Source organism: Sphingobium sp. L-44 (assembly GCF_056859495.1).
This window is the reverse complement of record NZ_JBSXOQ010000110.1, coordinates 1-10230: the sequence shown is the minus strand read 5'-3', so window position 1 is coordinate 10230 and position 10230 is coordinate 1. Positions and strand designations below refer to the sequence as shown.

The 10230-nt window shown below is 60.6% G+C and carries 10 protein-coding genes and 2 pseudogenes; 10 read left to right on the top strand and 2 right to left on the bottom strand.

Annotated elements, in window-relative coordinates; all coding sequences use genetic code 11:
* From AC13EK_RS18260 to AC13EK_RS18215, 10 genes are all read left to right on the top strand, one after another.
* The coding region (locus AC13EK_RS18260; RefSeq protein WP_483022312.1) for a Crp/Fnr family transcriptional regulator at positions 1-569 on the top strand (569 nt) is incomplete at its 5' end.
* Positions 570-588: 19 nt separating this feature from the next.
* On the top strand, positions 589-786 hold the full coding sequence (locus tag AC13EK_RS18255; protein ID WP_081260912.1) for a hypothetical protein: 198 nt from the start codon (positions 589-591) through the stop codon (positions 784-786).
* Positions 787-1026: 240 nt separating this feature from the next.
* Positions 1027-2133, top strand: coding sequence for a glycosyltransferase (locus AC13EK_RS18250; protein ID WP_483022311.1), 1107 nt, complete (start codon positions 1027-1029; stop codon positions 2131-2133).
* The gene (locus AC13EK_RS18245; RefSeq protein WP_483022310.1) at positions 2130-3053 is read left to right on the top strand and encodes a glycosyltransferase family 2 protein; all 924 of its coding nucleotides are present in this window, start codon (positions 2130-2132) and stop codon (positions 3051-3053) included. Before AC13EK_RS18250 ends, AC13EK_RS18245 begins: the two co-directional genes overlap by 4 nt.
* Positions 3050-4099 carry a glycosyltransferase gene (locus AC13EK_RS18240; RefSeq protein ID WP_125989779.1) on the top strand — a complete coding sequence of 350 codons (1050 nt, stop codon included), beginning with the start codon at positions 3050-3052 and terminating at the stop codon, positions 4097-4099. The genes AC13EK_RS18245 and AC13EK_RS18240 overlap by 4 nt, the downstream gene beginning before the upstream one ends.
* On the top strand, positions 4096-5202 hold the full coding sequence (locus AC13EK_RS18235; RefSeq protein WP_164522517.1) for an acyl-CoA dehydrogenase family protein: 1107 nt from the start codon (positions 4096-4098) through the stop codon (positions 5200-5202). The genes AC13EK_RS18240 and AC13EK_RS18235 overlap by 4 nt, the downstream gene beginning before the upstream one ends.
* Positions 5203-5249: 47 nt before the next feature.
* Positions 5250-5864 (top strand): PIG-L deacetylase family protein, encoded by a 615-nt coding sequence (locus AC13EK_RS18230; RefSeq protein ID WP_483022309.1) that lies wholly within the window; start codon positions 5250-5252, stop codon positions 5862-5864.
* Complete coding sequence (locus AC13EK_RS18225; RefSeq protein WP_125989781.1) at positions 5861-6442, top strand: class I SAM-dependent DNA methyltransferase; 582 nt, start codon at positions 5861-5863, stop codon at positions 6440-6442. The genes AC13EK_RS18230 and AC13EK_RS18225 overlap by 4 nt, the downstream gene beginning before the upstream one ends.
* Positions 6442-7356, top strand: coding sequence for a glycosyltransferase family 2 protein (locus AC13EK_RS18220; protein WP_081260914.1), 915 nt, complete (start codon positions 6442-6444; stop codon positions 7354-7356). Before AC13EK_RS18225 ends, AC13EK_RS18220 begins: the two co-directional genes overlap by 1 nt.
* Complete coding sequence (locus AC13EK_RS18215) at positions 7340-7633, top strand: hypothetical protein (protein ID WP_063975911.1); 294 nt, start codon at positions 7340-7342, stop codon at positions 7631-7633. The genes AC13EK_RS18220 and AC13EK_RS18215 overlap by 17 nt, the downstream gene beginning before the upstream one ends.
* A 386-nt stretch (positions 7634-8019) precedes the next feature.
* Here AC13EK_RS18215 and istB read toward each other — a convergent pair.
* Both istB and istA read right to left on the bottom strand, forming a co-directional pair.
* Positions 8020-8747 (bottom strand): annotated as a pseudogene (gene istB / locus AC13EK_RS18210) (IS21-like element helper ATPase IstB).
* Positions 8734-10104, bottom strand: a pseudogene (istA, locus tag AC13EK_RS18205) (IS21 family transposase); the annotation flags it as partial. The pseudogenes istB and istA, both read right to left, overlap by 14 nt.
* Positions 10105-10230 lie beyond the last annotated feature (126 nt).

Sequence of the window (10230 nt, the reverse complement as noted above, 5' to 3'; positions counted from 1 at the left end):
TGACGCCAAAGACGGCCTGTGAAGGCGCCGCACCGACGAAAATCAGCAGATCAGACCCCGAAACCAAGGCTCATACTTCCCTCTTGAGCCTTCAAGCCGCCATCATGCCGAAATCAGACGGTTCTTCGAGGTGTCCAGCTTCTTCAATAGCCATTGTTCCGCACAGTGCGCTCAAAGATATTCTGGATCCAAGACCTGACCTGGCCCGTAAGCTCTGGTTTTCAACCTTGATCGACGCGGCTTTGCATCGCGCCTGGCTCTTCCGCCTTGGTCGCCTCGACGCTGTAGGCCGTATTGCGCATTTTCTGAGTGAGACCAATGCTCGTTTGGAAGCCGTCAAGCTGTCCGATGGCCACCGTTTTGCGCTTGGTCTGACCCAAAGCGATATCGCGGAAATCTGCGGCCTGACGACCGTTCACACCAATAGAGCGTTCCGTCAGCTTCGCGAGGCTGGCCTTTGCAACATGCGCGCCTCATTGGTCGAGATCAGCGACCGCGAAGCGCTGGCGCGTCGCGGGGATTTTGATCCTCATTATTTGTATTTGGGCCAGAGCCCATCAACCCAATAACCTGCGATGGAGATCGCCCATGCATGATAATCCAGCTGTCGAACCATTTGCCGATGCGGGCGTCGCTACAGTTGAAGACGGCTATGTCGTCTTGGACGGACCCGATGGTATAGCGATCACATTGACGGCTGAAGCCGCTGTAGCGACAGGGCGCAGCCTTCTCGAGGCTGGAGAAAGCGCTTTGAAACAGGGGCGCGATCAAAGCGGCGAAGGGTAGTTGAAACTGTTCTTCTGGAATTGGAAATTAGAAAAATATCAGGCCCGCCACTACCCGCCAGCAGGGCGCACCGAGGCTTCATAGTAATATGGTGCCATGGCTGCTGCAGAAGCTGTGACGTATGATTTTTATCAATCAGATTTATTCGTTCCGACCTGGTCGGGATGGGAAAGTTTAGCCGCTAGCAACGTTAAGCAACAGACTGATGGCTCTTCTTGCACATCGTGTCAGGGAGGCAAAATGCGCATAGCAATCATCGCTCACCTGAAATATCCTATTTCCGAGCCGTTCGCGGGCGGGCTTGAGATGCACACCCACATGCTCGCGCGATCCCTTCGCGAACGTGGACATGATGTCACGCTTTTTGCATCTACCCGCTCCGACCCAGCGCTTGGCGTCGAGGCAATCTGCGATGAAACCTCACTCCTCGAAACTGGCATTGACGAGGCTAACGATGTTGCTTTCTTCCGCGAACACCATGCCTATCTTGGGCTGATGACCGAACTGCGATCTCGCTCGTTCGATGTCATCCACAACAACTCCCTTCATTATCTGCCTGTTAGCATGGCTGACACTCTGACTACGCCTGTCGTGACCACGCTCCATACGCCGCCCTTCTGCTGGCTGGAGAGCGGGGTGCGGCTTAATCGCGGTCCGATGATTTATGTGGCCGTTTCTGAGGCAACGGCCGAAATGTGGGGCCATGTTGCGCATACCGATCAGGTTATTCCCAACGGCATTGACCTCACCCATTTTCCGTATCAGCCTGTCGCCAACACAGAACCGTATCTGGTCTGGTATGGCCGGATCGTCCCAGAAAAGGGGCTGGATTATGCGATCGATGCTGCCCGATTGGCTGGGCTGCCTCTGCGGATCGCAGGGCCGATCTCGAACCAGAGCTATTTCGATGAAGCCATCGCCCCCCGACTGGGGGGCGATGTCCAGCATGTCGGGCATCTTTCCCACCGTGAGCTTTCCCAGCTTGTTGGAGGTGCGATCGCCGCGCTTTGCACGCCGCGCTGGGAGGAGCCTTATGGTCTGGTTGTAGCTGAAGCGCTGGCCTGCGGTACGCCGGTTGCTGCTTTCCGGCGTGGCGGTGTCCCCGCGCTGCTAAGTCCTGATTGTGGTGTCATTGCCGAGCCGGATGATGTGGCGTCTCTCGCATCGGCAGCGCTTGCAGCGTCGGTGCTCGATCGCAGCGCCTGCAGGGCCCATGCTGAGCAATACTGCGATGCGCAGCGCATGGTCGACGAATATGAGGCTCTCTATCGGCAGCTTGCCGTAGCGCCGGTGGCTATCGCCAATGAACCGGACGTGGCCCTCCCGCTTGTTGCCAATTTCGCATGACACCGAAGGCCTGTGTATGCGTACCTGCACGCAACGAAGCCGAGCATATCGGTCGTCTAATCGAAGCTTTGACCCAGCAAACGACCCAAACCCCGTTTGCCGTCGCACTCTGCGTTAATAACACCAAGGATACCACTCGCGCCGCTGCCGTTGACGCCGCATTACGCTTCCGCGCTCCCTTCATGCTTGAAATCATCGAGCGAAATTTCGAACCTGCCCTAGCTCATGCGGGTTCAGCTCGCCGTGCCGCGATGGATCTTGGCGCTGAAATAGTCGGCTCTGGCGGTTTGCTGATTTCGACAGATGCGGATTGCCGGCCTCCGGCAGATTGGGTGGAGGCCAACCTCGCGCATTTCATACCGGATCGGATCATTGGCGGACGGATCGAACTGGACGAACTGGAGGCCGCTGAGGCGCCGGCAATCTTCGCTCTTCGCGGCCGCTTCGATGCCTATTGGCAGGCCGTGCGCGCGATCGAAGATGCGATCGATCCGGTCGAATGGGATATGCCGCCCCGGCATGGCGATCACACCGGAGCGAGCCTAGCCTTATCAGCCGATCTATACCTTCGTGCAGGCGGTGTTCCGCTCCTCCCCACCGGCGAGGATCGTGCCTTGGTAGAAGCGGCAATCGAGGCCGGCGGCAAGCTCATTCACCCCAATGCGGTATGGACCCGCGCATCATCCCGTACCGTGGGCCGCGCCGATGGCGGCATGGCGGCCGACATGCAGCGGTGGATAGACTGCGCGGCATTCGGGGACATACCTTCCGTCCCTAGCTTATCGCACTGGGAGGAACGCGCACGATGGCGGCTTCAGGCCAGGCGTGACATGAGCGTAGAGGCTTATATAAAGGCCGAACGTGCCTTGCCGCCGATGCCCTGCGATATGCTGCTTCCAGAGCTGGTAGTGGCCCCGTGAGCCGCCCTATCGGCTATTATGTCCACCATCATGGCGACGGCCATCGACAGCGAGCGATCGCGATTGGTCAGTCGCTGGGCGGTATCACTCTGCTAGGGACCGGGCTGACAGGCAAGACCGGAAATCTCCCATTCCTCGACCTCCCCGATGACCGGCTAAATGAAGGATTCGCTGGGATTGACCATGCCGAGCGGCCTTCGTCGCTGCATTATGCACCGCTGGATCACGAAGGCATTCGGCAGCGCACAGCCATGATGGCGCTGTGGATAGCACAGTCGCGGCCAAGCCTGATGGTGGTCGATGTATCAGCTGAAGTGGCTATGCTGGCCCGCCTCGCATCGGTGCCCACGATCTATGTCCGCTTGAGTGGCACTCGGCTCGATACTGCGCATCTCGATGCCTTTCGCGGTGCGACTGCTCTTCTTGCTCCTTTCCACGAAGCCTTGGACGATGACGACATCCCGACATGGGTCCGGGAAAAGACCTTTTACGCTCCCGGCATCATCCGGCCCGCGTCAATTAGTCAGAATGGACGCGATGGAGACATACTGATCGTCCTGGGGCGCGGAGGCGGCATTTCTGACGGTGAAAGGTTGGCGGAAGTTGCCCGATCTACTCCTGAGCGGCAGTTCCGCATCATCGGTCCCTGTACTGTGCCTAGCTCGCTGCCGGATAATCTCGAACTGCGTGGATGGGTCGATGACGCCGATGCGCAGATCGCGGCCGCAGCGGTGGTCATCGGCGCCGCCGGAGACGGAGTCGTCAGCGCCGTATTGGCGGCGCGCCGTCCATTCATCTGCCTGCCCGAGCATCGCCCGTTCAACGAGCAGGTATCAAAGGCAAGAAGGCTGGCGGCAGTAGGCGGCGCTATCGTGCGCTTTGACTGGCCCCAGGCAAGCGATTGGACAGGCCTGATCGATCTGGCGATCAATCAGGCCGAGCACTGGCCTGTCTGCCTGACAGACGAAGGCGGGGCGGAAGCCGCCGCCCGCTGGTTGCATGACCTAACCGCCGCACCATCGTCACACAGGAGCCGTACCGCGTGATCGCCGATATTGAGAAACAGGCCCCTGGAACGATCGATATAGTCGCTCGATTGGCGACGCTTGGCGCGCGCTATGATGCGGCACCCAACTTCCCGACCGAAAGCATGTCGGCCCTGATCCAAAGTGGACATCATCGCTGGTTTGCGCCAAAGGCGTCTGGAGGCGAAGCCTTCGAGAATGATAGTGATCGCTCCCGCGCGATGGCGCAGGCCTTACGCCAAATCGGTCGCGGCGATCTCAGCATTGGCCGCCTGTATGAGGGCCATGTCAATGCAATGTCGCTGTTCGACTGGTATGGGACGCCCGATCAGCATCGTTGGCTGACAAATGTCCTCGATCGGGGGGCATGGTTCGGAGTTTGGGCGACCGAGCCCCCTCCTGGCGTTCGACTGACATCAGAAGCTACTCCTTCACTTCTTGGGGAAAAGATGTTTGCTAGCGGCGCTGGCGGGCTCGACTATGCGCTTGTCACGGCCGCCAGCGAGGGGCAGGCACGTCGTCTAGCCATTGTGCCTGCCAATGACAAAACCCGCACTGACCTGTCGGGATGGCGTGTGCGTGGGATGCGCGCAAGCGTGAGTGGACGCTATTGCCTGGAAGGTATGGCGGTTGAGTCTCTCATGCTGCTGGGTGAGCCGGGTGACTATGATCGCGATCCCCGTTTCACCGCTGGCGCCTGGCGCTTTTGTGCGGCCCAGCTGGGCGGGATCGAGGCGCTTGTCGCGGAAATCCGCCGCGCCATGCGCGACCCCGCGCGCGAGGATCCGATCCAGCGTGCCCGGTTTGCGGATGCAGTCGTTGCGGTGCGAACCGCCGGCTTCTGGGTAGCTGAGGCCGCGCAGCGTTTTGCATCGGGTCATGACGACGCCGTCGCGATCGCCCGGCTGACCCGCGGTATCGTCGAAAATGCCGGGTTCACCGTCATGGAGGCCGCAGCCCGGATTTTGGGTACACAAAGCGCCTTTGACGGACAGCGCGCCGACAAGATCATCCGCGACCTATCCCTCTATTTGCGGCAGGCCGGCCCAGATCATGCTCGCGATGAAGCCGCCAAGGCACTGCTCGACCATGACATCTGGAATGATGGCGACCGTCTGTGGTGACAGCCGAACCCTTGATGCGGAGCTGCTGGTCGCAAGCGCGCTGGCTTGTGCTGGCACCCCATCCTGACGACGAGACGCTTGGGGCTGGCGCACTGATTGCGCATTGTGCTGCCAGCGATCGATTGGGCGGTATCGTTTTCCTTACCGACGGAATGGGATCACATCCTGAAGGTACGCCGCGCATTGCGATGACCCGGCGCAGGGAAGCCGGTCACGCCCTTGGTAGGATCAAAGCCGCCGCGATCCCGAAGATATGGATGGGGTGGCGCGATGCTCACCCCTACCCTACCGATAGCAAAGCCTTTGCACGTGACGCTGATCGCCTTGCTGCTTTCATCCGCTGGCGCCGGATCGATGCGATCGCTGTATCCGATCATAGCGAGGCACATTGCGATCATGTCGCGGCCTACCGGCTTGCCGAGGCCGCTTCGCGCAGGGCAAAGCGCCCAGTCTCGCTGTTTGCCTATCATGTTTGGAGTGATCCGCCCCGGCTTGCGCGGCGGATCGCCACGCCTGCGATGCCTGTCGGGCGGCGGCGGCACGCCCTTCTTGCCCATCGTAGCCAGATGTCGCCGGTCATGGGCGATGGTTTCCGGCTGCCGCGCGAGAAGCTGCGCATGCCGGCACGGGACATACTGACAGTGAGGAAGGACCGCCGATGACCGGCACAAGCCTGACAGCCAAATATTTTGACGACATATTTGGCTCAGACGATGATCCATGGAATTTGGCCTCAAGCGATTACGAGGCGGCCAAATTCGCGCATACCCATGATGTGCTGGCAGATCGCCGCTATGCCCATGCATTAGAGATCGGCTGCGCGCATGGTGTGCTGACCAGCCATTTGGCGCCCATGTGCGATAGCCTGCTGGCGATCGACATCAGCACCAAGGCACTTACGAAAGCGCGCGAGCGGGTGGGCGATCGTCCCGGTGTGACGCTCGCCCAGATGGCATTTCCGCAGGAGACGCCGGATGTTGAGGCTTTCGATCTCGTGGTTCTGTCGGAAGTCGCCTATTATTGGGGCCTTGTGGACCTGGACCGCGCAAGCGAATGGCTGCGCGATCACGTAGCTCCTGGCGGTCGCGTGATCCTCGTTCATTATACCGGCGAGACTGATTATCCCCATAGCGGGGATGAGGCGGTTGAAGCCCTATGGACAGAGCTAGGCTTGGATTTTGAGGTGGAACTGTCCGAGCGCAAGGATAAGTACCGGCTCGACTTGTGGAAGCGTCGCTGATGGGCGTTTCCGTTCTCACGATTGTCCGCAATCGCAGCGCTCATCTGTCACAGCTGGTGGAGGGTTTGCGTCGAAGCGACCATCAACCTGATGAGCTAATCATCGTCGATATGAGCGATGATCCGGTTGCGTTCCCATCGGCTCAATTCCACGTGCATATCGATCGGTTCGAGACCAACGGTCTGCCACTGGCAGCGGCCCGTAACCGCGCCGCTTCGCTCGCCAGCCATAACAAACTCGTATTTCTGGATGTCGATTGCATCCCCATGCGGCATTGTATCGGTCTTCTGGCCGATACGCTCAGCGAGCATGATTCCCTTCTCTGCGCAGACATTCGTTATCTTGGACCAGATGATGCGCGTGGTTCGTGGAATGAGGCAGACTTGCTGGGGCGTGGCCGGGCGCATCCGGTCCGCTCATTTCCGCAAACGGGCGTGCGAGAAGAAACCAATGCCGGGCTGTTCTGGTCGCTCGCATTCGCACTGCGCCGATCGACCTTTGAGATGCTGGGTGGCTTCGACGAAGGGTTTACCGGCTATGGCGCCGAGGACACAGATTTCGGCTTCAGGGCGGCTCGGAGAGGTCTGAAGCTGTTATTCGTGGGAGAAGCTATTGCCTGTCATCAATATCACGACAGCTACGAGCCGCCGGTCCAGCATGTAGCCGATATTGTGCGTAATGCGCGTGAGTTTCACGCACGCTGGGAAAAGTGGCCGATGGAAGGGTGGCTTCAGGCCTTTGCCCATATCGGTTTAGTGGGCTGGACCGGCGACAGGCTGGAGCTGCTGCGTTTGCCGACAGATGCCGAGATGGCTGCGTCACGCATCGAACCGCTTCAATGGGTCACAAAAGACGATCCGGCGTTCGAGATAGATATGCTGACCAAGGAGCCAGTCTATGATCAAAAGCTATGACGCATGGATGCAAGCAGGATTTGATTTCTGGATGCTGGGCGCGGAAGCCAGCACTGTGATGACGATGCGGATTGCCCGGTTGGCAACGGGTGGCGCCGAAGCAAACGCTGAAGCCGAACTTATGGTAAGCGAGAAAGTCCGCGCGATGATCGAGTTGCAAAACAAAATAATGACAGGAATGCTGGGGACAACGCCACTCACCAACACGCGCGGCGTCCTTAGACATTACCGAAGCAAAGTTGCCGCAAACAACAGGCGATTACGTCGCGCTAAGTGAGCGGCGAACTGTAAAACGGTCTTTTGTGCAGTGCAGCGAACTGAATGGCGATCCATCCGTTACGTTCGCAACGAAGGAGATTGCTATGACGGAATATGGAGCGACACGGCGCGGGGTTATCGGTGGAACCGCTATCGGCCTTGCGGCTACTGCCGCTCCTACCCTGGCCCAACAAGCTATGGGCACCGCACCGGTCAAGCTTCAGGATCCGCGCTGTCAATCGGCGTCGAAACGGGACCCCCGATCGGCGCGCAAAAGGGACCCCCTTTCAAAGATGGCACGACGGTCGAGGAACGCGCCTTGCGCTGCGCGCGGCGTAGGGAGGGCGCAGCCCGACCGGAGGCGCGCGCAGCGCAAAGCATCTTAATCCCGGCGTGCAGCGGAGATCACTTTCGGTTCTTAAAGCGCCAGCTGTCATTGCCGGTCTCGATGATGTCGCAATGATGCGTGACGCGGTCGAGGAGAGCGGTGGTCATCTTGGGATCGCCGAACACGGTGGGCCATTCCCCGAACGCCAGATTGGTGGTGATGACGACGCTGGTTTGCTCGTAAAGCTTGCTAACCAGATGGAGCAGAACTGCCCGCCTGAACGGGCGAACGGCAGATAGCCAAGCTCGTCCAGAACCACGAGATCGAGCCGGGAGAGCTGGGAGGCAAGCGCGCCGCTCTTGCCGATCCGGGCCTACTCTTCGAGGCGGGTTACCAGATCGACCGTGTTGAAGTAACGCCCCCGCGCCCCGGCGCGAACGACATTGGCGGTGATGGCGATGGCTAGGTGGGTCTTGCCGGTGCCGGTGCCGCCGACCAGGACGACATTGCGCCATGCGGGCAGGAACGCGCCGCTGTGCAGCGAACGGACCAGCCCCTCGTTGATCGGTGTCCCCTCGAAGTGGAAGGCATCGAGGTCCTTCACCACCGGCAGCTTGGCGGCCGCCATCCGGTATCGGATCGAGGCGGCGTGGCGGTGCGTTGCCTCCGCGCGCAGCAGATCGGTCAGTATCTCCATCGTCGTGCGCTGGCGCTGAAGCCCAGTGGTGACGGCCTCATCGAACGCGCCGGCCATCCCTTTGAGTCCAAGTCCGCGCATCGCGTCGATCATGTCATGCCGCTGCATGGAAGTTCCTCAGTTGGTCGTAACGGGAACAGTCGGCGATCGGCGGATGCCGCAGGGCGTTGTCCTCAGAAGTGACGATCGTCAGCGGTCGCGGCGGTTCGCGGCGCCGTGCCAGGATATTGAGGATCAGATCGTCGCTCGCCGTGCCGGTCGCCAGCGCCTCCCGCACGGCGGCCTCGACGAGTTCCAGGCCGTCGGTCAGCACGGCCGCCAGCACGCGCACGAACCGCCGATCGGCATCATCGCCGTTGCCCAGCTTGCGTCGTAATCGGGCGAGCGCTGGCGGCAACTCCCAGTCCTGGAAGGGAGCGCCGTTGCGTAAAGCGCCGGGCTTGCGGGCCAGCACCGGCAGATAGTGCCAGGGATCATAGATGGTGCGGTTCCGCCCGAAGAAGCGGGGATGCTCGGCGACGACCTCATCGCCGCATCGCACGACAATGCGGTCGGCATAGGCCCGAACCTTCACCGTGCGCCGCGCCACCGTCGGGAGGACCGAGTATCGGTTGCGATCGTAGCTGATCAGGCAGGTGCCCGACACGCCGCGCTCGCTCTCGTTGAAGTCGTCGAACGGCCCCAGCATCGACTGTATTGCAGGGCGTTCGATCTCCAGCATCTGCGCCACGGTCTGTTCGCTTTGCTCATGATGCGCCTGTCGTTCGGCCCAGCGCCGGCACTCAGCTTCCAGCCAGCCATTGAGCTCCTCAAGGCTGGCGAACCGCAGACGGGGCTGGAAGAAACGCCCTCGGATCGTCTGCACCTGGTTCTCGACCTGACCCTTCTCCCATCCCGCCGCTGGCGAGCACGCCGTGGGCTCGACCATGTAATGGTCGGCCATGATCAGGAACCGCCGGTTGAACACCCGGTCCTTGCCGGTGAACACGCTCGTCACCGCCGTCTTCATATTATCGTAGATGCCGCGCCTGGGCACGCCGCCGAAGAAGGCAAAGCCGCGCGCATGCGCGTCGAACAGCGTCTCTTGGGTCTCGCGTGGATAGGCCCGGACATACACAGCCCGCGACGCGCACAGCCGCATGTGCGCGACCTTTACCCGCATCGGCTTGCCGGCGATCTCGACATCCTCGTGGCTCCAGTCGAACTGGTAGGCCTCGCCGGGCTGGAACAGCATCGGAATAAAGGCCGTCGTCCCGTCGCCGACATCCCTGCGCCGCTCGATCTTCCACCGCGCCGCATAGCGGCGCACGGCATCGTGAGAGCCCTCGAAACCCTCACGCACCAGAAGGTCGTGGATACGGGTCATCCGAAGCCGGTCACGCCGCCCCCGTAACTCGTTCTCTTCCAGCAGCACATCCAGCCGATCCTGAAACGGACCGATCCGCGGCAGCGGCGTTAGCGTCCGCGCTCGTGGTGTAATTTCCGGTGTAGATTGAGGTGATCGCATGGGGTTGGGCATGCCCAACCCCATGCGATTTCGAACTCGGTGGCCACCGGGCTCATCGGTAAGGTGGAGTTACCACACGTCACA